The organism is Thioalkalivibrio sp. ALE12, assembly GCF_000381105.1.
Classification (GTDB): Bacteria; Pseudomonadota; Gammaproteobacteria; order Ectothiorhodospirales; family Ectothiorhodospiraceae; genus Thioalkalivibrio.
Genome location: NZ_KB905907.1, coordinates 231029 through 251045, shown reverse-complemented (window position 1 = coordinate 251045; position 20017 = coordinate 231029). Strand labels below are relative to the sequence as shown.

General features: G+C 68.2%; 19 protein-coding genes. 6 read left to right on the top strand and 13 right to left on the bottom strand.

Features of this window, described 5'->3' with window-relative positions; genetic code table 11:
• Window positions 1-39: 39 nt before the first annotated feature.
• From F614_RS0107225 to F614_RS0107185, 9 genes are all read right to left on the bottom strand, one after another.
• Window positions 40-579, bottom strand: a complete 540-nt coding sequence (locus F614_RS0107225) for an invasion associated locus B family protein (protein WP_018866007.1) — start codon at window positions 577-579, stop codon at window positions 40-42.
• A 147-nt stretch (window positions 580-726) separates the two neighbouring features.
• Window positions 727-3636, bottom strand: coding sequence for an EAL domain-containing protein (locus tag F614_RS0107220; RefSeq protein WP_019558627.1), 2910 nt, complete (start codon window positions 3634-3636; stop codon window positions 727-729).
• Window positions 3636-4595, bottom strand: a complete 960-nt coding sequence (locus F614_RS0107215) for an ABC transporter substrate-binding protein (protein WP_026329829.1) — start codon at window positions 4593-4595, stop codon at window positions 3636-3638. The genes F614_RS0107220 and F614_RS0107215 overlap by 1 nt, the downstream gene beginning before the upstream one ends.
• 158 nt (window positions 4596-4753) lie before the next feature.
• Window positions 4754-6265, bottom strand: coding sequence for a glycosyltransferase family 39 protein (locus F614_RS0107210; protein ID WP_026329828.1), 1512 nt, complete (start codon window positions 6263-6265; stop codon window positions 4754-4756).
• Window positions 6262-6930 (bottom strand): HAD-IB family hydrolase, encoded by a 669-nt coding sequence (locus F614_RS0107205; RefSeq protein ID WP_019558624.1) that lies wholly within the window; start codon window positions 6928-6930, stop codon window positions 6262-6264. The genes F614_RS0107210 and F614_RS0107205 overlap by 4 nt, the downstream gene beginning before the upstream one ends.
• A 16-nt stretch (window positions 6931-6946) precedes the next feature.
• The gene (locus tag F614_RS0107200) at window positions 6947-7699 is read right to left on the bottom strand and encodes an SDR family oxidoreductase (protein ID WP_019558623.1); all 753 of its coding nucleotides are present in this window, start codon (window positions 7697-7699) and stop codon (window positions 6947-6949) included.
• 5 nt (window positions 7700-7704) lie between these two features.
• The gene (locus tag F614_RS0107195) at window positions 7705-9003 is read right to left on the bottom strand and encodes an FAD-binding oxidoreductase (RefSeq protein WP_019558622.1); all 1299 of its coding nucleotides are present in this window, start codon (window positions 9001-9003) and stop codon (window positions 7705-7707) included.
• A gap of 372 nt (window positions 9004-9375) precedes the next feature.
• Complete coding sequence (locus F614_RS0107190; RefSeq protein ID WP_019558621.1) at window positions 9376-10350, bottom strand: lysylphosphatidylglycerol synthase transmembrane domain-containing protein; 975 nt, start codon at window positions 10348-10350, stop codon at window positions 9376-9378.
• Window positions 10347-11225, bottom strand: coding sequence for a decaprenyl-phosphate phosphoribosyltransferase (locus tag F614_RS0107185; protein ID WP_018876283.1), 879 nt, complete (start codon window positions 11223-11225; stop codon window positions 10347-10349). Before F614_RS0107185 ends, F614_RS0107190 begins: the two co-directional genes overlap by 4 nt.
• 124 nt (window positions 11226-11349) lie before the next feature.
• Between F614_RS0107185 and F614_RS0107180 the strand changes: the two genes are divergently transcribed.
• From F614_RS0107180 to F614_RS0107155, 6 genes are all read left to right on the top strand, one after another.
• Complete coding sequence (locus F614_RS0107180) at window positions 11350-11856, top strand: hypothetical protein (RefSeq protein ID WP_018877676.1); 507 nt, start codon at window positions 11350-11352, stop codon at window positions 11854-11856.
• Between the two features lie 40 nt (window positions 11857-11896).
• A complete protein-coding gene (locus F614_RS0107175) occupies window positions 11897-12787 on the top strand; it encodes an EamA family transporter (protein WP_018866017.1) in 891 nt (296 codons plus the stop codon).
• A gap of 55 nt (window positions 12788-12842) precedes the next feature.
• Complete coding sequence (locus tag F614_RS0107170; protein ID WP_018866018.1) at window positions 12843-13232, top strand: hypothetical protein; 390 nt, start codon at window positions 12843-12845, stop codon at window positions 13230-13232.
• Between the two features lie 33 nt (window positions 13233-13265).
• A complete protein-coding gene (locus F614_RS0107165) occupies window positions 13266-14234 on the top strand; it encodes an arsenic resistance protein (protein ID WP_019558620.1) in 969 nt (322 codons plus the stop codon).
• A gap of 368 nt (window positions 14235-14602) precedes the next feature.
• Window positions 14603-15949 carry a sigma 54-interacting transcriptional regulator gene (locus tag F614_RS0107160; RefSeq protein ID WP_019558619.1) on the top strand — a complete coding sequence of 449 codons (1347 nt, stop codon included), beginning with the start codon at window positions 14603-14605 and terminating at the stop codon, window positions 15947-15949.
• Between the two features lie 119 nt (window positions 15950-16068).
• On the top strand, window positions 16069-17115 hold the full coding sequence (locus tag F614_RS0107155) for a transporter (protein ID WP_018876287.1): 1047 nt from the start codon (window positions 16069-16071) through the stop codon (window positions 17113-17115).
• 29 nt (window positions 17116-17144) lie between these two features.
• On the opposite strand, the gene F614_RS0107150 is transcribed toward F614_RS0107155, so the two are convergent.
• The 4 genes from F614_RS0107150 to F614_RS0107135 form a co-directional block, all read right to left on the bottom strand.
• Complete coding sequence (locus F614_RS0107150) at window positions 17145-17543, bottom strand: hypothetical protein (RefSeq protein ID WP_019558618.1); 399 nt, start codon at window positions 17541-17543, stop codon at window positions 17145-17147.
• Between the two features lie 161 nt (window positions 17544-17704).
• Window positions 17705-18421, bottom strand: coding sequence for a C39 family peptidase (locus F614_RS0107145; RefSeq protein ID WP_019558617.1), 717 nt, complete (start codon window positions 18419-18421; stop codon window positions 17705-17707).
• The gene (locus F614_RS0107140) at window positions 18418-18771 is read right to left on the bottom strand and encodes a hypothetical protein (protein WP_019558616.1); all 354 of its coding nucleotides are present in this window, start codon (window positions 18769-18771) and stop codon (window positions 18418-18420) included. Before F614_RS0107140 ends, F614_RS0107145 begins: the two co-directional genes overlap by 4 nt.
• A 119-nt stretch (window positions 18772-18890) precedes the next feature.
• Window positions 18891-19820, bottom strand: a complete 930-nt coding sequence (locus tag F614_RS0107135) for a hypothetical protein (protein ID WP_019558615.1) — start codon at window positions 19818-19820, stop codon at window positions 18891-18893.
• Window positions 19821-20017: the final 197 nt, after the last annotated feature.

The window sequence follows — 20017 nt, the reverse complement described above, 5'->3', positions numbered from 1 at the left end:
CGCGTGATCGCTGGGTGGGGTCGCTGGTGACGCCGCCGGTTATTGCAGCTGGTTGCTGGCGTCAGTGAAGCCCATCAGGGATACGTCAAACACGAACGGCTGTTCCTGGTGCAGGGCACGGAAGGCGACGGTCAGGGCCTGTCCGCCGCGCAGCGCGCTCATCTGTTCGCTGTTCAGTTCGCGCCCGGCGACGCAGCCCTGCTGCACGCAGGTCACGTAGCCCGCATCCATCTCTTCGCCCGCATCGTCCACCTGCATACGGATGCCGGGGCGCAGGTCGACGCCCAGCGGTACCAGGATCTCGATGATGTGCTGGTCGCCCTCGCGGCGTACGGTCGCCTGCAGGAACAGCCCCTGCGCCTGCTCGTCCTGGATCTCCAGCGTCTGCTGCATCCGGCAACGCTCGCCCTGTGGCGTCTCGATACAGGCGACCTCCCAGTCCTGGTGGATCGTGGTCTCCGGCTCCTGCTGCTGCATCTGTTGTTGCATCTGCGGGTCGGCCTGCTGGGCCAGCGCCAGGCCGGGCAGGAGAAGAAACAGGGCCGGGATCAGGCCCGCGCGCAGGGGGCGGATAGTCATTCGGTGTGCTCCGGAACTTGTATTCAGCCGTACAGAATGGCCAATGGCGGCCCTCGGTCGCAACCGTGGCCGGGAGAACTACAGACCGTCCTGACTGATGCATGTTCCCCGCACAGGGGCCCGATGAGCGTCTCGCAGGCCTCGCTGTCAGCGCGGTGGGTTGTGCATTGCAAACAGTTCCTCCAGGGGCTGCGGGCGGTGCAGCCCGTAGCCCTGGGCGAAGTCCACGTTCAGCTCGCGCAGGCGGGCGATGGTCGATTCGTCTTCGGCAAACTCGGCGATCGTTTTCTTGTCGAGCAGGTGACCGATGTTGTTGATGTTGCCGACCAGGGCGTCATTGACCGGGTCGGTGGCGATGTTGCGCACGAAGCTGCCGTCGATCTTCAGGTAGTCCACCGGCAGGGTCTTCAGATAGGCGAACGACGACAGCCCGGAGCCGAAGTCGTCCAGCGCGAAGCGACAGCCCATGCCGCGCAACTCGCGGATGAAGCGCATTGCCGCCTGCAGGTTGGAGATCGCCGCGGTTTCGGTGACCTCGAAGCAGAAAATCTCGCCAGGCAGCTGGTGCAGGCTCAGCTGGTTGCGGATGAATGGCAGCAGGGTCTCGTCACTCAGGGTCGCGCCGGAGAGGTTGACCGCGCAATGCTCGATGCTCGCCGGGCCGTGCAGGCGGATGTGGTCAGCCACCATGGAGAAGGTCCGGGTGATGATCCAGCGGTCGACGATGGAGATCAGGTCAAAGCGTTCGGCGGCCGGCAGGAAGACCCCGGGGGGGATCAACTCGTCGTCCTGGCTCCGCAGGCGTACGAGCACCTCGAAGGAGAGTCCCGCGGGCGGTGCGCCGGAGTCGGGCTCGGCCAGTGGGTGAATCATCTGGGCAAACAGCACCAGGCGCCCCTGTTCGACGGCGTCGGAGATCTGTGTGGCCCAGTCCATCTCGCGCCGGTGCTGCTGCAGGTCCTGGTCCTCCGGGCGGAAGATATGCGAGCGCCGTCGGCCGGCGTTCTTGGCCGCGTAGACCGCGATGTCGGCATCGGCGAGCAGCTGGTTCATGCTGCGCTCGCCGGGTTGGAACTCGATGATGCCGATGGATGCGCTGATGCGGAATACGCGGTCTTCCCAGGCGAAGCGCAGGTCGTCCAGGACCGTGTGTATGGTGTTGGCGATGCGTTCGGCGTGGGCGATGTCGCAGTGCGTCAGGATGATGCCGAACTCGTCGCCGCCAAGGCGGGCGAGCAGGTCGGTCTCGCGCACCTGGTCCAGCATCAGTTCGCCAACCTGGCGGATCATCTGATCCCCGGCGACGTGGCCGGCGACATCGTTCACCACCTTGAACTGGTCCAGGTCGATGTACAGCAGGGTATGGTTTTCGTGCCCCTTCTGGCTTTCCGGTTGGCGCGCCAGCTGCTCCAGGCGCTGCTCGAAGGCGTGGCGGTTCGGCAGTCCGGTCAGCGCATCGTGGGTGGCCTGCCAGCTGAGCTGGTTGGCGAGTTCGCGGGCTTCGGTCACATCGTGGAACACCAGTACGACACCGACGATTTCGCCGTCCCGGTCGCGGATCGGTGCGGCCGAGTCCTCGATCGCGAATTCCTGCCCGTCCCGGCGCAGCAGCACGGTGTGGTTGGCCAGCCCGACGATACGACCTTCCTTGAGGCAGCGTTCGACGGGGTTGATCGCTGGCTTGCGCGTGACCTCGTTGAGGATGTTGAAGACCCGCGTCAGCGGTTCGCCGGCGGCGGCGTCGGTGGTCCAGCCGGTCAGGTATTCCGCGATCGGGTTCAGGAACGTGACCCGGCCCCGGGTATCGGTGGTGATCACGCCGTCGCCGATGGAGGCCAGGGTGACCTGGGCATACTCCTTCTCGCGGAAGAGCGCCGCCTCGGCCCGTTTGGTCGCGGTGATGTCCTGCACGATGCCGTACATGCGCCGAGGCTCGCCGTTCTCGTCGCGCAGCACGTCGCCACTCCCGAGCAGCCAGCGTTCGTCGCCGTCCGGCGTGAGTACGCGGTGCTCGATGCTGTATGCGGTACCCTGCTCGAGGGTCTGTTCTACCGCGGCCTGGACCCGCGCGCGGTCGTCGGGATGGATCCGCTCCAGGTAATGCTCGAAGGTGACCTCGGTGGTGTCCTCCGGCAGGTTGAAGAGCTGGTAGGTCGGACGGGTCCAGACCAGGTCGCCGCTGGCGATATCCCATTCCCAGGTGCCGACCCCGGAGAAGGCCTGGGCCAGATACAGCCGCTGCTCGCTCTCGCGCAGGCGCGCCTGTTCCTGCACCAGGCCATCCGCCATGCGGTTGAAGGCGCGTGCCAGGCGGCCGATCTCGTCGCGCCCGGTGACCCCGGCACGCTGGTGGTGCTCGCCCCCGGCGATCTGCGCCGCGGTCCGGCTCAGGCGGCTCAGGCGGCGCCCCAGAGCCTGGTAGATCAGCCACCACAGCGCGGCGAGTGCCGCGATCAGGACCGGCGCGAGCAGCAGCGCCGAGTTCAGGGCCGCGTTGCGTGCCTGCCGAAAGGGGAGCGACAGATCCCAGGCGAGGATGACCGCGCCCGAGGGGCTGCGCCCCAGGTCCACCACGGGGCCGGTGAACTGCAGCGGCGCCGCCGCGATCAGGGTGTTCTCGGCCGCGACATGGCGCACCTTGGCCGCGCGGCGTTCGCGGGCGTCGGCCAGCAGCGTGCGCAGCGGGTCGGCGAGCGCGGCCATGGGTTCGGTGTCCAGGGTCTCCGCGAGCGGACGTTCGCGCTCGCCGCGGTTCAGGGCGGCAACGTAGTGCTGGCGTTCATCGACCACCCCGGCCAGGCGAACCCGGATATCGACATTGAGCGCCGCGATCTCGTCCTGAATGGCCTGCGTGCCGTTGTTTGCCAGGCGGTTCTGGACAATGCGCTGCATGCGGCTGATCTCGGTCGCCAGTTCGCGTTCGGCGTTCGCGAGAATGCTGCGCTGCTGGTTGTGGATCAGGGTCAGGGTGTAGAGGGTGCCGAGAATGAGTGCCACCACCAGCAGGAAAAGCGGCAGCGTGGTGTTGATCGGATAGCGGAACAGGCCCTGCCACATCAGCCGTCTTCCGATGGCGGGCAGCCCGCCGCCTGCAGGACGCGGTCATCGAACAGACGATCGAGGTTCACCTCGCGCTCCAGCAGTCCCTGCTGCTGCATCAGGGTGGCCAGGTGCTCGCTGCTGGCGCGCAGGGCCTCGCCGCCGTCGGCCAGGGCTGTGCAGTTTTCCGCTCGCGAGGGGAAGCGGACCCCGGCCAGCGCACCCTCCAGTTCCTCCGCGCTGAGGTCGCTGTACCGGGCCATGGTGGCCCTGGCCGGTTCCGGCTCGGCATTCAGATACTCGAGCGTGCCAAACCAGGCATCCACCAGCTGCCGGAGATGTCGCGGGTGGTCGTCGAGCGCTTGGCGCTGAACTACCAGTACATCGACGATTTCGCCCGGGATCCGGGTGCTGTCGAACAACTCCTCGGCACCGGCATTCAGCAGCCGGGTGCGGGTCGGTTCGAAGGTCGCCAGGGCGTCGACCTCCCCGTCGCGGAAGGCCTCCTCGTGGCGCCCGGCATCCACACGCACGATATCGACTCTCTCGCGGTCGAGGCCGCCGTGTTCCAGGCCGCGAGCGAGCAGGTAGGCGGTGGCGGCGTCATTCTCGACCCCGATGCGGCGGCCCTCCAGGTCGGCCATGCGGGTGATGCCGGGCTGCGCCAGGATGGTGTCGCCGCCATGCGAGTAGTCCAGCAGCAGGATGACGCGGATATCGTGGCCGTCGGCGCGCAGCAGCAGCGCCTCGTCGAGGGTCAGGGCGGCGGCATCGACATTGCCGTTGCGAAAGGCGCGCAGTGACTCCACGTTCGAGCCGAAGCGGGCGAGGCGGATCTCGTCGGTGGGAAACCGGCCCTCGGAGGCGGCCAGGTGGAGGGGCTGGTAGCCGATCCACTCGATGGTGGCCACCCGCAGCGGGGTCTCCTGGGAGCCACCACAGCCGAGCAGCAACAGCGGCAGCAGCAGAACGACCACGGCGAGACCACAGCGCCAGCGGGTGCGTGCGCTCGCTTGACGCTGGCGGGCAGGGATCGCCGCTCCGGGTGCGATCATCGCTCGCCCCTCCCTGGATGAAGTCGATGGCTCACGGACAACAGTATCCGGGGGGACGATTCCCTGGTCAACGCAGGGTCTTATTCCCGGTTCGTGTAGCGGTCGGTGAAGGCGCAGCGGCCCTCGGGTAGCCAGTCCGGGAAGTCGTAGTAGCGGGCGAGCACCGGTTCCAGGATCTGGTCGTGGTAGGCGGCGTAGTCGAAGCCGCGGCCTTCGGCGAGGGTCCAGGCGACGCCGCGGATGGTCACTTCGCGTACGCGCACCTCGTCGAAGAAGGGCTCCACCTGCGCCGGGTCCAGCACGCCGCGGGTGGGGACGTAGAGCAGGTTGGCCCCGTCCAGGGCGCGGAAGTCGGTCAGCAGGTCGTCCTGGCGGCCGTAGTGGGACCCGGGGCCGAACACGCCGACCTCGCGCCCGGCGTAGTAGGCGAGCACCGCCGAGCGCGAGTAGCTGCGGGTGAAGACGTGCCAGTCGGCGTCGTATTCGTTGACCACCGCGGCCACCGATTCCGGCGCTAGGTAGAACACCGCGTCGGCGTAGCGATCCTGGCCCTTCAGCCATTCCACCGGCATCAGCGCGATCGTCAGGATCGCGATCGCGTGCAGCACGGCGAGGGCCCCGGAGAGCCAGGCGCTGATGGTCAGTGCACGCACATTCAGGAACAGCGCCGGCAGCAGCAGGAAGGGGGCGAAGGCGGCCAGCCAGTGCAGCCCGATGCTCTTGAACGGGGCGAGCAGGGCAAACAGGAGCAGCGGGATCAGTCCGGCGGACAGGAACACGCCCAGTTGGTGCGCGCGGATGCCGGCGGCCAGCGCCCGCCACTGACGCGCGTAGAACCACAGCAGCCAGGGCGTGAACAGGTAGAGCAGCAGGATCGCGTAGGTCAGCCAGTTGCCGGGGTCGAAGCCGCCGTCGCCGTGCCGGTTCACGATGTTGAACATCACGTTGTACCAGCAGTTGCCCCAGTTCCAGTACAGATTGAGCGCCACCGCCGGCACCACGCCGAGGATGATCAGCAGGAGGCCGCGCCAGTGCTGCCGCGCGAACAGCAGGATATGCAGCCCCAGTGCAATCCCCAGCAGGACCGCGAAGTACTTGGACAGGAACGCCAGCCCCAGGGCCAGGCCGGCGAGCAGGAACCAGTGCGCCGCGCCGGTGCGTAGGGCCTGCCAGGCAAGGGCTGTGGCCAGCAGGCTGAACAGGATCAGCGGGGTGTCCGTCGCGGTGATCACCGCGATGAAGAACAGCGGCATGAACAGCGCCAGCAGCGACACAAGGCGCGCGCGGACTGGATCGGTATGCCTCCACCAGAGGAAGATCGCGAGCGCCGGTGCCATGGAGACGAAAATACCCAGGGCACGGATGGCCAGCGGGTGCTCCGACAGGGGCAGGATGGCGCCCAGCCACCAGCCGATCATCGGCGGGTGGTCGTAGTAGCCGAGATCCGGGTTCTGTCCCCAGATCAGGAAATAGGCCTCGTCGCCGGTGATCGGCAGGGCCCAGGCCATGCCGATCTTGACCAGCAGCACGGCCAGCATAATCGCGCCGTAGTGACGCGCGAGCCAGGGCCAGGTTGTGGTTGTCGGGTTCACTCGGGGGCCCCCTCTACCGACGGCCCGTGGACACGCCGGAAGCGGCCCCGGCGCAGGCGGTAACCGCTGCCGGCCATCGCCAGCAGCGGCTGGTCAGCTGCGCTGTCGCCGTAGGCCGCGACCAGATCGACCGGTTCGTCCGGGGGCAGGGTGGCCAGCCAGGCGGCGACCGCCGCCGGCTTGGCGGCGCCCCGGCAGTTGGTGCCGTCCAGGCGCCCGGTGACGCGACCGGCGTCATCCACCGCGAGGCGCGAGCTGACCACGCCGGTGAGCCCGTAGCGCTCGGCCCACGGTTGCAGCCAGACATCCAGCGAGGCGGAGACCAGTACGCAGTCATGGCCTGCGTCGCGATGGGCCCGCAGGGCGCGCATCCCGGCCGGGCGCAGCAGGCGGTCCAGGCCGCGGTCGGCGAATTCACGGCCCCTGGCCTGCAGGTGGGCGAGGGTCTCGCCGGCGAGCATATGGGTCAGCACCGCCTCCTTGGCATCCTGATTGGACAGGCGCTTCAGCGCCAGGCCGGTCAGCGCCGGGAGGCAGTCCGGCAGGCGGCGGAGGAAGGCCGGTGTCCCCAGCGCGTGGCGCAGGAAGGGGAACAGGCTGTCGCGCCGGGTCAGGGTGCCGTCGAAGTCGAACAGCACGATCTGCCGCGTGTCATTCCGGTTCATCGTTATGGCTTCAGGGTTATAGCTTCAGGCGCTTGAACAGGTATTCGGGGATCAGGCGGATGATAGTCATGATCACCCACCACTTGGCGGGCAGGTAGGCGACGTCGCGGCCACGGCGCATGGCGCGGACGATGCCGCGGGCCACCGTTTCCGGTTCGGCCCACAGGGCGCCGGCGCGGTTGAGGCCCTCGGTCATCGGGGTGCGCACGAAGCCGGGCTTGAGCGTGACCACGTCCACGCCGCTGAAGAACAACCGGTTGCGCAGCCCCTGCAGGTAGATCGCGAGCATGCCCTTGGCGGTGCCGTAGGCGTAGTTGCTCTGGCGTCCGCGATCCCCGGCCACCGAGCCGATGGCGGCGATCACGCCGCGGCCCCGGGCTTCGAAGTCCGGGGCGATGCGGCCCAGCAGGGCGATGGCACTGGTGCCGTTGACGTGGATCGCCTGCAGGGTCGCGTCCACCGAGGCGTTGCACGCGGCCTGGTACGGCAGGGTGCCCCAGGCGAGCAGTACGCTGTCCACCTCGCCCAGGGCCTCCTGCGCCTGCTGCCACAGCGCCGCGTGCCCGTCGATATCGGCCAGATCGGCGCGGGCACCGAGGATGCGGGTGCCCTCCGGGTCGTCGGCGCGCACCCGCAGGTCGGCCAGCAGGGCCTCCAGGGCGTCGCCGTCGCGGGCCACGCAGAACAGCCGGGCGCCGGTGTCTACCAGCTCCCGCGCCACCGCGGAGGCAATGGCCGAGGTGGCACCAAAGAGGACAACGTTTTTCATCGGGTTCATGCAGTCACCCTGCGCCAGAAGCCGGAGGAGAATTCGGGGTCCACATACTCGGCGAAGGCCTCCCAGCCGGGGAACCCCTGGCGGAAGACATCGGCCGGCATGCGCGCGTCCTTCGCAGGGTACAGGGCACCGCCGGCCTCCTGCACGATCGCGTCCAGGCGCGCGAACAGCCGTTCGGTGTCGTGGCCCTTTTCCGGGAAGTCCAGCGCGAGGGTGGCACCCGGGCGGGGAAAGGACAGCATGCCCGGCGCGGGCCGGTCGCCGAAGGTCTTGAGCACCGCGAGAAACGAGCCCTGGCCGCTGGCGGCGATGGCATCCAGCAGGGCCTGCACGCCGTCCCGTGCGGCATGGGGGGGCAGGACGCACTGATACTGGTAGAAGCCTTGATGCCCGTAGATGCGGTTCCAGTGGCGGATCGCATCCAGCGGGAACAGCCAGGGCTGGTGGTGCACGGCACGGGGTGTCGCGTGCACCGGCTGGCGGTAGTAGATGTGGTTGAAGGCGCGCAGCGTCAGGCGGTTGACCAGCGAGACGGGCGGGTCCAGCGGGATGCTGCGCCGGCGTTCGCGGTAGTCCCCGCGCACAGGCGCGGTGGCCGCGTGGCGTGCCGCGCCGTAGATGCCACGCCCGACGCGGCCGTTCGGGCCCGGGTTCAGGCAGTCGATCCAGGCGACGGTGTAGGGCCACTCGCGCTCGGCCTGCGCATTCAGCTCCCAGAACGCATCCAGCGAGTCGAAGCGCTGCGACCAGGCGCGCATCCAGCCGGAGCGCACCGGCATAAGCTGTAGGGTCACGGTCTCGATCAGTCCGGTCAGGCCCAGCCCCCCCACGGTTGCGGCGAACCAGTCGGGGCTGGCCTGGGGGCTGACCTCCAGGACCTGGCCGTCGGAACGGCGCAGGGTCAGCCCGAGTACGTGGTCGCCGAAGCTGCCAGCCTGGTGATGGTTCTTGCCGTGCACGTCGTTGGCCACCGCGCCGCCGAGGGTGACAAAACGGGTACCCGGCACCACCGGCGGGAACCAGCCGCGCGGCACCGCAAAGCGCAGCAGGGCATCCAGCGACAGTCCGGCCTCCGCGGTGATCCGTCCCGTGGTGGCGTCGAAGGCCACGAAGCGATCCAGCCCCGGCGTATGCAGCAGGGTGGCCCCCGGGTTCAGGCAGACGTCGCCATAGCTGCGCCCCAGGCCGTGGGCGAGCAGGGGGCGGGGCCCGTCGGGCAGGCCCCGCCCGCGCCGGTCCAGTGCGACCTCGGCGGCGTGCTCCACCTGCGGTATGCGGTTCCAGCTGGTCGTCATGCCCGGGCCCCGACGGGTGACCCGTCCCCGTCATTGCGAGGCCCCGCAGGGGCCGTGGCGCGCAAGTGCGAAGCGCGCCGAACGGCTACAGGCCGGCCTGAAGGGCGCCCGCAGCGCGTTAGGCCCCAGAGCCGGTAACCGCTTCGGGAGATTGCCGCGGCCCCTGCGGGGCCTCGCAATGACGGGGTTGTGGAATGTCGGTCGCGCATGACGCGGTCGGGCTGGCATCGGGGGGTTGCCACCGCTGCGGCTTTCTGGCTCTGTACCTGTAGGAGCCGAGCCCACTCGGCGATGGCGGCGTTGGCCATGCCCGATCGGCCAGCGGGCTGGCCTCCTACAGGGCTTCGTAATGACGGGGTTCGCGTGGGGCGCCTACGCATGGTGCTCGTCCGGGTGTTCGCGGCCGCGCGCCTCGAGGTTGGTGGCCAGCGCGATCAGGCCCAGGATCACCGCGAACCACAGGGTGGTGAAGCGGATCAGCATGGTCGCCGCGATGGCGTCGGCCGGCGGCATGTCGGCCCACAGCAGCAGGGCGACCATCACCGCCTCGGTACCGCCCAGTCCCCCGGGCAGGAAGCTCAGCGCGCCGGCCAGCATGGCCAGGGCGAAGACGAAGGCGGCAAACGCGAAGCCGGCCTCGAAGCCCATCGCATTGAGGATCCACCAGAAGGCGAGGGCCTCCGCGCTCCACGCGATGACGCTGAGGGCGGTGGCCCCGGCCAGCAGGGCCGGGCGGTGGCAGCGCCGTGCCTGCAGCAGGATCGTGGCGACATGGTGCAGGCTGCGCCAGACGCGCTGCCCCGGGCGGTCGCTGATCGTCTGTAACCAGGCGAGCGGGCGTCGCCACGACAGGATCACCAGCGCCGCCAGGATGAAGGCCGCGCCGGCTGCGATCAGCCAGGTGCCCTGGGCCACCAGGGTCAGCCCCAGCATGGACAGCAGCACCACCGCGATCAGGTCGGACAGGCGCTCGGAGACGAAGGCGGCGAAGCTGTCCGGGTAGGGCACCCGGCGGCGCTTCAGCAGCACCCCGCGCAGGGCCTCGCCGGCCTTGCCGGGGGTGGTGGTCAGGGCGAAGCCGGCCACATAGATATGCAGGCTGGCGCGCGTCGGGACGGCATGGCCCAGGGTGCGCAGGTAGAGCTGCCAGCGGGTGAAGCGCAGGCTGTAGTTCACCAGCGACAGCGCCAGGGCCAGCAGGACGCCGCCGACGCCCACCAGCTTCAGGGCGCGCCAGACCTCGTCCGCCCCCGCCCACAGCACGACCCCGAGATACAGCGCGACGGCAACGATGATCGAGAGCATCACCGCGCGCAGGCGCCAGCCGGAGAGCAGGACCGCACTCATGCGAGTACGGCGAGGGTCACGCCCATCCATACCGCGACCGTGGCCAGCAGGTGCGGGTCGGTGACCAGGTCGCGCGAGGTGTCGTTGCCGGCGCCGCGCGCGTGCAGCAGGAACAGGTAGCGAAAGATGCCGTAGATCACGAACGGCAGGGTGTAGATCAGCCCATCCGTGCCGTGCAGCGCGATGGTCTCGGCGCTGACGGTGTAGAGCCCGTAGGCGAGCACGGTGCAGGCGGCGCTGATGGCGATGAACTGATCCAGGAGACTGACGCTGTAGTCGTGCAGCACGCGCCGCGTCCCGTCCTGATCCGGTGTGTGTTCGATGGCGCCATCGGCGAGCTCCGCGCGGCGCTTGGAGAAGCCCAGGAACAGCGTCAGCATCAGCCCGCACAGCAGCAGCCATTGCGAGGGTTCGATGCCCAGGCCAAGGGTGCCGGCGAGGATGCGCAGCATGAAGCCGGCGGCGATGCTGAACACGTCGAGGATCACGATGTGCTTGAGCGACCAGGAATAGGCTACGTTCAGCACCAGGTAGGTCAGGATCAGCGCGATCACCCAGGTGCTGACCAGCGCCGCGAGGACCAGCGCGACAATGACCGCGGTGGCGAAGATCGCCCAGGCGGTGGAGATCGCGATCGCGCCGCTGGCGATCGGGCGTTCGCGCTTGGTCGGGTGGCGGCGGTCGGCCTCGACGTCGACGATGTCGTTCAGCACGTAGACCGCGCTGGCGATCGCGCAGAATGCGAGGAACGTGACGCTGGCGGCGAGCACCGTCCCGGGTTCGCCCCACTCGTGCGCGAACACCACGCCGAGGAACACGAAACCGTTCTTGATGTACTGGTGCGGGCGCAGCAGCTTGATCAGCGAATGCAGCATGCGGGCGGTCGTCCGTGAAGGTGGTTGCAGTCTACTGACGCGCTCGATGCGTTACCATCGGCGCCGCTGTCGCGCGCACCCGCGTGTGTTTCGATCCCATGTCTCGATCCGCAGGAGAACTGCCATGTCGCTTGTTGCCCGATCCCTTCTGCCCGCCGCCCTGCTGCTCGCCGCCGGGCTGGTGGCCGGCTGCATGTCCGGGGGCGGTCCGGAGCCCGAGTTCGCCGAGGGCCAGCCGTTTCCCGAGCGCAGCCTGAATGACCAGCACGGGAACCCGGTCGAGCTGCCGGGCAATGCCCGCGTAATCCTGAAGACCGTCGAGGCGGCCCCGGCCGGCGTCGCCAACGCGGTCCTGAGCGAGATGAGCCCCGCCGAGCGCGAGGGGATCGTCTACATCGCCGACATCCACGAGATGCCGCCGCAGCCGATGCAGAACGTGGTCCTGCCGCGCATGCAGGCGCGGGACTACTCCATCGTGGTGACCTCCAGCGAGGCCGATGCCGGCTTCCTGCCGCACGAGCGCGAACAGGTGACCGTGGTCCTGCTGGATGGCGAGGGCGTGGTGACCGGTGTTGGCCATGCCGGCAGCGAAGAGGCCCTGAAGGACCTGCTCGACGAGGCCGGCGAGTAAGCCACGCGCATGAGGCTTCCGAGCCCGGGCCGGGGCTGACATGGCCTTTTTCCTCGGCCTGCTGACGGCCCTGGGCTTCGGCGCTGGCGACTTCTTTGGCGGCCTGGCCTCCCGGCGCATCCCGGCGCTGGTGGTCGCCTGCTATTCGCAGATCCTGGCCACCGTCGTCCTGCTGGTGATCGCCCTCCCGCTGGCGGGCCTGCCCGGGACCCAGGCCCTGATCTGGGGCGGGGCCTCGGGGCTCGCCCTGGCCCTCGGGCTGCTGGCCTACTACCACGGCCTGGCCGAGGGCTCGATGGGCCTGGTCGCCGCCGTGACCGGCGTGATCTCGGCCCTGGTGCCGCTGCTGGTCGGGCTGGTGATGGGCGAGCAGCCGGGCCCGCTGGCGCTGGCCGGGATCGCGGCCATCGTGATCGCGATCGGGATGATCTCCGGCGGTTCGCGCAAGGCGAGTCCACGCCGCCTGGACGAGCCCGTGCGTGGCCTGATGGCGCTGGCCCGGGGGGCGCACCCGGTGCGCGGGCTGGTGGACGCGACCATCGCCGGCGTCTGCTTCGGGCTGGTCTTCGTGTTCCTGAACGAGGCCGAGGCGGGCTCGCCGCTGTGGCCGGTGGTGGCGACCTCGGCGGTGGGCGCGCTGGCGCTGCTGGCGGTGATGCTGGTGCGCCGGCCGCAGACCGGGATGAGCCGCTCCACGCTGGTGCTGCTGTCGCTGGCCGGTCTGTTCCAGGCCGCGGCGACGCTCGCCTTTGTCGTGGCCGTGCGCATGGGCCTGCTGTCGATCATCGCGGTGGCCGGGGCGCTGTCGCCGGCCCCGACCGCGCTGATGGCGCGTTTTTTCCAGGCCGAGCGCATGTCGCGGGTGCAACTGACCGGTTTCGTCTTCGCCCTGGCGGGCATCGTCCTCATCGTGCTCGGCGGGCCCGGGTAGGGAACCGGCAAGTCTGTTAAGTTGGCGGCGTGACCCAACCCACAGGAGGTGCCAGGTGTCCGAAGATCCCAAGCCGGAAGTCGTGCGCAGCGACGTCAGCGAGCCCGCAGCCGGGCCGCGCAAGGACGTTACGATGGTCACCGTGGTGTACGTGCTGTACCTGGTGAGCTTCCTGACCGCGCTCACCGCGATCGCCGGCCTGATCATCGCTTATATGAAGCGTGGCGAGGCCGATAGCGTCAGCGTCTCCCACTTCACCTATCAGATCCGCACCTTCTGGATCGGGTTGCTGTTTGCCGTGATCGGAGCCATCACCACGCCCATCGGCATCGGCTTCCTGATCTTCCTGGCCCTGATCATCTGGCTGCTGGTGCGCTGCATCAAGGGCCTGCTGGCCAACAACGATAACCGCGCCATCGAGCAGCCCGAGACCTGGCTCTGGTAGTTCTTGTGCGCCGCCCTTGAGCGGCGTTGGCGAATGCGCGCGCGCCTGGAGCAATACCAGGTACTGATCTATCTGGTGGCCATTGCCCTGGGGCTCGGTCTGGGCCTGTCCGAGCCGGAGTTCGGGGCGATGCTGGATGCCGTGCTCTGGCCGGTGCTGGGGCTGTTGCTGTACGCCACGTTCACGCAGACGCCGCTAAACCATCTGGGCGCGGCGTTTCGCGAGCCGCGCCTGCTCGCGGCGGCGGTGATCGGTAATTTTGTGGTGATCCCGCTGCTGGTCTGGGCGATCCTTCAGGTCGCGCCGGGCGGTCCGGCGGTCCTGCTGGGTATCGCGCTGGTGCTGCTGGTGCCGTGCACCGACTGGTTCATTACTTTCACCCATCTGGGTGGGGGTGACACGCGCCGGGCGATCGCCTTTTCTCCCCTTTCGCTGTTGCTGCAGCTCGCCCTGTTGCCGCTCTACCTGTGGTGGCTCTTCGGTGGCGAGTTCACCCTGGTTCTGGCCGGCGGAGACGTGCTGAAGGCCTTTGCCGGCCTGATCCTGGTCCCGCTGGTTCTGGCGTATCTGACCGAACGCTGGGCCGGGGAAGATCCCGGTCGCGGGCACGTGATCGCCGGCCTGGGGTGGTTGCCGGTGCCGCTGCTGGCCCTGGTGGTGCTGATCGTCGCCGCATCCCAGGTCCAGACGGTGCTCGACGGGGTCGGTGTCCTGCTGCCGTTGTTGCTGATCTTTTCCGGTTTCCTGGTGGTTGCGGCGCTGCTGGCGCGGGCGCTGGCGCGAGCGTTCGGCCTGCCGGTCGCACAGGGGCGGGTGCTCGCCTTCAGCCTGGGATCGCGCAACTCCTTCGTTGTGCTCCCGATCGCACTGGCATTGCCGCAGGGACTGGAGTTGGCGGTGGTCGTGGTGGTGTTCCAGTCGCTGGTGGAGTTGGTCGGCATGGCCCTGTACCTGTGGTGGGTCCCTCGGCACCTGTTTCCCGCCCGGGCGCCGGCGCCTTGATCGGGCGGGTGTGCCCGCCCGCAAGCCATCGTCATGCGGTCCATGCCGGTTGTGTCTGGATGATCGTCGCGGCCCGAGGGAAGGCGTTGAGCCGGCCGTGGCGAGGGCGCGGGTGTCGTGAATTCGACAGGTTTCTGCGGCGGCGGCCTGCTGTTTTCTGTTTGTCACGGTTTTTTGACGATGCCGGCCTATACTCCGAAACGTGACGGGCGTCTCTCCGGGACCGGGGAGCCAGGGATTTTTTCGGACACGCGGGGAAGACCATGTCCGGATCAGGAAAGATCAACGGGGCCTTGTGGCCCGTAAGGCGCAGCGGGATCCTCGTCGCTGAAGGAGACGCGCGGGACTTTGGTGCGGAGATCTACCGGATGTGTTCCTCGGACACACCCCGTGAAGTCGCCTGGCTGGACATGGGCGGGCATCCCGGGACTCCCGTGCCGCAGCTTTCGAGTGCCTGGCATCTGCGCCGCCTGACGTTCCCGATGCCCCGGCCCTGGCCCGATCTGGGCGGGGTTCGGGTCGGCCTTCTGGATCTGGGACGCTCCCTGCCATCGCAGCTCGTCGACTTCGTCCACGTACACCAGCACGTGAAGTGGATCGCCCTGGTCGATCCGGTGCTGTTGCCGAGCCCGGAATTGCGCGACCTGATCCGGGACAGCTGCTACGACTTCCATACCCGGCCGCTGGATCAGGCCCGCCTGGAAGTGACCCTGGGCCGCGCCTGCGGGATGGCCGTTCTGGAGACACCCGCGGAGCCCGCCGCCGGCCTGCCATCGGGGGACGAAGGCCGACCCATTATCGGCCACAGCGCTCCGATGCAGGCCCTTGCGCGGCAATTGAGCCGGGTCGCGGGATCGGACGCCCCGGTGCTCTTCCAGGGTGAAAGTGGAACCGGAAAAGAGCTTGCGGCTCGCACGGTGCACCGTCAGTCGCGGCGCAGCGAGGGTCCGTTTGTCGCGGTCAACTGCGGGGCTTTACCGGCGCAGTTGATCCAGTCCGAACTGTTCGGTCACGAGGCCGGCGCATTCACCGGAGCGACCCGCCGCAAGATCGGTCAGCTCGAGCTGGCCCATGGCGGGACCCTGCTGCTGGACGAGATCGGGGATCTGGGGCTCGACCTGCAGGTGAATCTGCTGCGTTTCCTGCAAGAGGGGACGCTGCTGCGTCTGGGTGGCCTGCAGCCGATCCAGGTGGATGTGCGTGTCCTGGCCGCGACCCATGTCGATCTGTTCAAGGCCGTAGAGGCCGGGCGATTCCGGGAAGACCTCTACTACCGCCTGAATGTGATTCAGCTGGACGTGCCCCCGTTGCGGGAGCGTGGGGCCGACCTGGTGGAGCTGGCCCATTTCTACTTCGACCGGTTTCGTGGCCAGAACCCGCGTCTGCGCGGATTTACCCGCGCGGCCATCCAGGCGCTCTACAGCCATCGCTGGCCGGGCAATGTCCGGGAGCTGGTCAACCGTATTCAGCGGGCCGTGACCATGGCGGACGGGCGCCTGATCCGGCCGGAGGATCTGGGGCTTGCGGCGCCGCTCGAGGGCAGCGGCCGGGAGACGCTGGCGCAGGCCCGTGCCCGCGCGGAACGCGAGACGGTGATGCGGGCGCTGGGGCAGTGCGACAACAACCTGTCGCGCGCCGCACGCGAGCTGGGAGTAGGGCGGGTGACGCTTTATCGCCTGCTCGACAAGTACGGGATGCGTCCGTCCAAGCACTGAACCCCGGGTTCAGGCGCGATGGAGCGGTCCCGGTTCTGGGGGCACGCCGCGGTGCGCCGTCTGGCGCGCGGCCGGTGTGTTCCCGTTTGCACGGCCCCGAGGGGGCATGGAGAACGCACGTGAACAAGATCCGGGTCGGGAGGTGGGGGGCGGGGCTGGTCCCGCTGTTTCTGGGGTTGTCGGCCACGGTCGCCGCGCAGGAGCCCCGCGAGGCGGTCGGGGACGCGCCACGGGACCAGGGCCCGCAGGTTACGGTCTTCGAGGAGCGCGGCATGCTTACGCCGCAGGGGCAATGGGTGATCGAGCCTTCGCTCGCCTATGTGCACAGCAGCGCGCTGGATGTCTCGATCGAGGGCTTCACCATCATCCCGGCCCTGGCGATCGGGCTGATCGATGTCAGCGAGACGGAACGGGACACGCTGACGGCCGCGGTGGCATTGCGGTACGGGCTCACCGACCGGCTCGAGGTCGGGCTCAAGATTCCCTGGGTCTACCGCGAACAGCAGGTGCGCCGGCGCGACATCCTGGAAGGAACGGAGCTGGAGCGGGTGACCGGGTCCACCGGCAGCGGCCTGGGGGATGTCGAGTTCGGGCTGTCCTACCAGTTCAACACCGCCGATCGCGGGCGCCCTTTCTTTATCGGCAATCTGAAGGCAAAGAGCCGCACCGGGACGGACCCGTTCTCGGTGGATCGACGCCGGATCGTGGACGAGGACGGGAACCGGCTCGGCGAGATCTTCCTGGAACAGCCCACCGGATCCGGCTTCTGGGCCGTGCAGCCCAGCGTGACCATGATCTACCCGACCGATCCCGCCGTGCTGTTCGCGAACGTCAGCTATCTGTGGAATATCGAGCGGGATGTGGGTCCGGACTACGGCACGGTGGATCCGGGGGACGCCTTCGGCGCCAGCCTCGGCATGGCCATTAGCCTGAACGACCGTACCTCGATGAGCCTGGGCTATGACCACAGCGTGGTGTTTCGGACCCGCGTGGAGAACGATCCCGGGCTGGAGCCCGTGTTCGGGCGGCGCCAGGTGGGGACGCTGCTGTGGGGGGTGTCGCATCGCCTGACCGAACGCACCAGCCTGAACTTCTCGCTGGGGGTGGGGGTGACCGAGTCCGCGCCCGATGTGCAGATGACCGTGCGGGTGCCGATGCGTTTCTGAGATCGCTGCGGCGAACGGCGGCGGCGGGGCTACCAGCCGCGACCGCCGTCGGTTAGATGCTGCTCCAGGGCCCGGCCAAGGTCGCTGCGCGGCATCTGCAGGTTGCCCAGCTCCAGTTGCAGGATTGTCTGGTGCTGGATGGCCTGACCGTCCAGTTGGTTCTGGATGGTCGTGACCCAGCCCTGGCCGCTGGCTGTTTCCGAGACGAACGCCTGTGCCGGGAGGCCCGCCGTCGTGTTGAGAATCGTGATGCGACCGGCGGAGGGGTGGCTCGTCGCGGCGCCAAGGGTTCCCAGTGGATGCAGCGTGGTCTGGTGCAGGATCTCGCCATTCAGGGCCGTGATCTGTTCCAGGCCGATCGCGATCTGCAGCCCGTCGCGGCCGAAGAAGCCACCGCGCTGCTCGGCCAGCACCGCATCGGCGACCACGCGCGGGTCACCCGCACCGGGAAGCGTTTCCAGTGCCTGGGCCGCGACGGGCAGGCCGACGGCGAGGATGCAAAGCGCCAGGCGGGCAAGCGTCGAACCGGTCCGCGGCCCTCGGGGGGGCGAGGGATCGGGTCGCTGCGGGGATATGGGGATCATGGGCGTTACCATTCCCGGGCCCGTGGCAGATTCAGGGTGAAACTGGCCAGGTCGCGGCGCACCACGCCGTCCTCGACGGGTGCGCGGGTGATGGCGGCCCACGTCTGGGGGGCGTTGAAGTTCGCGCGGGCGCGCTCGACCTCTTCGCGGATGATGAACAGGATGTCGTTTACCCAGACCGCCTCGAACTCGGGTCGGCGGTAGCTCTTCAACCCGAGGGCCGGGTCCCCGACCAGGACCTCGCCCTCGCGCAGGCCCTTGATGACCACAAAGTGCCGATAGCCGCGCGTCTCGATCATCGCGATGGCGGGCACGCCGAGCCCCTCCAGATCATCCAGGCTGATCCGGAAGCCGTCCGCCGCCAGGCCGGCCTCCGCCCCGAGGTAGTTCTTCATGTCCAGCAGCGAAAAGCCCTGGGCCCGGATCAGGTCCTGGTCACCGCGGCGGAACATGCCGTCAAAGGTGGTGGTTTCCACCGTGGGCCGGTCGTAGTGATAACTGAGCAGGGTGGCCAGTGCGGCGGAGCCGCAGCTGAAGTCGTATTGCTGCGGGACCACCGAGCGAAAGCGCAGGGCCTTCATGCTCTCGACCGGGACGTTCAAGCTGCCAATCATCCCGGGAACCTGCGCCCCGCCCGCCTGGGCCTGAAGCGCCTGGGGTGCAAGCAGGGCAAGCCCCAGGATCCCCGGCGCAAGCAGAAGGTAGTGGTGCCGCATGTTCACGGGTGGATCGTGACGTTCACGATCATGGATTCCTGGATGGCCACGTTATGGCCGGTGTTCTGGATGACGGTGGAAAACCCGCGGGCATTGTCGAAGGCGCCCGGCGCGATCAGGTTGGTGCCGCCATGGCCGCCCATGACGACGTTGTCATGCAGGGCGATCTGGGAGTGGACCTGGCCCAGCTGGATGTTGCTGACCCCCTGGCGCGCCCGTTGCTGGTTCAGGGTGTCGGCATCCACCGTCGTCAGGCCCTGAAGGTCCAGCGTGCCGGATGCGGCGAGGTTTGTTTGACTGTCGCGAGGGTCGGCCGCGCTGGCGGAACCGGCCGCCAGGAGCAGCGTGCCCAGCATCGCGGCGAACAAGGATCGGGTGAACAAGGATTGCGAATATCTCGGATGGAGGCGCATGACCGGATTCTCCAGTGCAGGGCCGTGACGCGGCGGGTCTCGGACCCGCCGCGTGGCACGAACTAGTTGCCCAGATTGAGGTGTGCCTGCACCGATACCTGCTGTTGCGTCAGGCTGTTGGCCCCGCTGTTCTGCGAGACCTGGGTGATGCCGGCGGGGGCCACGAAGGAGTCGGAACCGATCGAGTTGCGGGCGATGTTGCGCGCACCCTCGGCGATGTCCACATAGTTCCCGGTGACCGTGCCGGACAGCTCGTTCTGGCTCACCACCGCGTTGACCTGCAGCATGGTGTTGAAGCTGTCGGTGGCGGTGTTGTTGCCGGAATCCATGACCGCCAGGCTGTTGTCCGAGTTGTCGCTCTGATCGCGGGTCACGCTGGCAGTGGAGCCGTTGTTGGCCGCGGCACTGTTGTCGTCGGCACTGGCCGAGCTGTTGTCGGAGCTGTCGTTGCCTGAATCGGAGATGTTCAGGCTGTTGTCGGAGCTGTCGTTGCCCGAGTCGGAGACGTTCAGGCTGTTATCCGAGTTGTCATTGCCCGAGTCGGCGATGTTCAGGCTGTTGTCCGAGTTGTCGTTGCCCGAGTCAGCGATGTTCAGGCTGTTGTCGGAGCTGTCGTTGCCCGAGTCGGAGACCGTGGTGTTTCCGGAATCCGCCACGTTGGTGCTGTTGTCCGAACTGTCATTGCCGGAGTCGGCGATGTTCAGACTGTTGTCGGAGCTGTCATTGCCCGAATCCGAGACCGTGGTGTTCCCGGAGTCGGCCACACTGGTGCTGTTGTCGGAGCTGTCGGACAGATCGGAGTCATTGATCGCCACCGCCAGCGAGTTCTCGTTCGCGGATGCGCCGCCATTGTCGGCGGTCGAGGAGGCGGTAGCGGTCTGATCGCCGACCTCGCCTTCCGCCGTGTTGGTCGGATTGGCCAGTGCCAGACCGGAACTCAGGCCGAAGGCAAGTGCGATCGCGGAAGCGATAAGCGTTTTCTTGAAGTTCATCATGAATCTCCTTTTGGCTGGTTGGACTGCGCCCGAGGGCAGCGTGGCGACCGGGCCCTTTGCGCCACGGGCGCCACGACCAAACCCGGTAGCAGGAGTCGCGCCAAAACCGGAATAGATCGTGAAAACAATGGGATGGTTGTGATGAACCGTCAGGATCGGGGTTGCGGATGTACCGCCGTTGAAACAGTTCGCGC

Excerpts from the sequence above, each read along its gene's own strand:
- F614_RS0107225 (WP_018866007.1), bottom strand. The coding sequence starts at position 579 with ATGACTATCCGCCCCCTGCGCGCGGGCCTGATCCCGGCCCTGTTTCTT.
- F614_RS0107220 (WP_019558627.1), bottom strand. The coding sequence starts at position 3,636 with ATGTGGCAGGGCCTGTTCCGCTATCCGATCAACACCACGCTGCCGCTT.
- F614_RS0107205 (WP_019558624.1), bottom strand. The coding sequence starts at position 6,930 with ATGAACCGGAATGACACGCGGCAGATCGTGCTGTTCGACTTCGACGGC.
- F614_RS0107200 (WP_019558623.1), bottom strand. The coding sequence starts at position 7,699 with ATGAAAAACGTTGTCCTCTTTGGTGCCACCTCGGCCATTGCCTCCGCG.
- F614_RS0107195 (WP_019558622.1), bottom strand. The coding sequence starts at position 9,003 with ATGACGACCAGCTGGAACCGCATACCGCAGGTGGAGCACGCCGCCGAG.
- F614_RS0107190 (WP_019558621.1), bottom strand. The coding sequence starts at position 10,350 with ATGAGTGCGGTCCTGCTCTCCGGCTGGCGCCTGCGCGCGGTGATGCTC.
- F614_RS0107185 (WP_018876283.1), bottom strand. The coding sequence starts at position 11,225 with ATGCTGCATTCGCTGATCAAGCTGCTGCGCCCGCACCAGTACATCAAG.
- F614_RS0107180 (WP_018877676.1), top strand. The coding sequence starts at position 11,350 with ATGTCGCTTGTTGCCCGATCCCTTCTGCCCGCCGCCCTGCTGCTCGCC.
- F614_RS0107175 (WP_018866017.1), top strand. The coding sequence starts at position 11,897 with ATGGCCTTTTTCCTCGGCCTGCTGACGGCCCTGGGCTTCGGCGCTGGC.
- F614_RS0107165 (WP_019558620.1), top strand. The coding sequence starts at position 13,266 with ATGCGCGCGCGCCTGGAGCAATACCAGGTACTGATCTATCTGGTGGCC.
- F614_RS0107160 (WP_019558619.1), top strand. The coding sequence starts at position 14,603 with ATGTGTTCCTCGGACACACCCCGTGAAGTCGCCTGGCTGGACATGGGC.
- F614_RS0107140 (WP_019558616.1), bottom strand. The coding sequence starts at position 18,771 with ATGCTGGGCACGCTGCTCCTGGCGGCCGGTTCCGCCAGCGCGGCCGAC.
- F614_RS0107135 (WP_019558615.1), bottom strand. The coding sequence starts at position 19,820 with ATGAACTTCAAGAAAACGCTTATCGCTTCCGCGATCGCACTTGCCTTC.